At 60.3% G+C, this 872-nt stretch carries 2 protein-coding genes; both read right to left on the bottom strand.

All coding sequences use genetic code 11. The features are described from left to right. Positions 1 to 79 precede the first annotated feature (79 nt). Entirely contained in the window at positions 80 to 379 is a 300-nt protein-coding gene (locus B0W88_RS32035; protein WP_077038437.1) for a hypothetical protein, read from the bottom strand. Positions 380 to 453: 74 nt separating this feature from the next. Next, positions 454 to 813, bottom strand: a complete 360-nt coding sequence (locus B0W88_RS32030; RefSeq protein WP_077038436.1) for a hypothetical protein — start codon at positions 811 to 813, stop codon at positions 454 to 456. Positions 814 to 872: the final 59 nt, after the last annotated feature.

The following is an 872-nucleotide window of genomic DNA, read 5'->3' as shown; positions in this document are numbered from 1 at the left end:
ATTGCGTTCAGCCGCGCCGTTAGGCGTCGGCTGGAACTGCGGGTTAGGCTGCTTGAGCCGGCAGTACTGCCGAACTTTTTCAGTCGCCAATGAACTTGACATAGACATGCGCCCCTGCGGCACCCTCGACGAACTTGATCAAACTCTCTAGTTCCGATCGGCGCGCTGCGTGATCGGTGTTGCTGAGCGCAACCCGAAGCTCAGTAAGCAAGACCTTGACCTGTTCTTCATTGAACGTGGCATCGGCCCAAGGAAGGATAAAGCGAAAGCACAGGCTGCCGTGCGGCGCCAACTTCAGCAAGGGTAACCCAAGCGGCGGCCCGTTATAGCGCGCCAATGCACGGCCGCCTTCATCCTGGATCTCGACGCCGATACTCATGTTCTAGCGAGCAGCCTAACGATTGCGTTCAGCCGCGCCGTAAGGCGTCGGCTGGAACTGCGGGTTAGGCGGCTTCACAGCCAAGCCACCAACACGGCGGGCCAGACAACAGCGCCGAAGACTAAGAACAGGCTTAGGAACACCGCCGCATACCAACGAAGTCCAGTCTGCACGAGCAGCGGTAACCGCCCCACGACTTTGCTGCTTGGCTGCAAGTTGCCTCGCTGCGGATGAAACCAAATGCAGGTGCAGAGCAAAGCCCACGGAACGAAGATAAGCGGCCCCACCAGCGCGACAAGAACTCCTGCAACTCGAGGTGAACTAAGCGACAGCGCCGCGAACGCGAGCGCCATGCCCAGCACCGACATGGCGACGAACCACCAACGCCGGGCGAACAGGCGATCAGCTACAGCGGCGAAGAATGCGGGCAACATTGGCCGTGCCACCTAACGATTGCGTTCAGCCGCGCCGTTAGGCGTCGGCTGGAACTGCG

It is taken from the genome of Pelomonas sp. KK5, from assembly GCF_001984095.1.
Lineage (GTDB): Bacteria > Pseudomonadota > Gammaproteobacteria > Burkholderiales > Burkholderiaceae_C > KK5.
The sequence above is the reverse complement of the archived record's forward strand: the minus strand, read 5'-3'. Positions and strand labels throughout refer to the sequence as shown.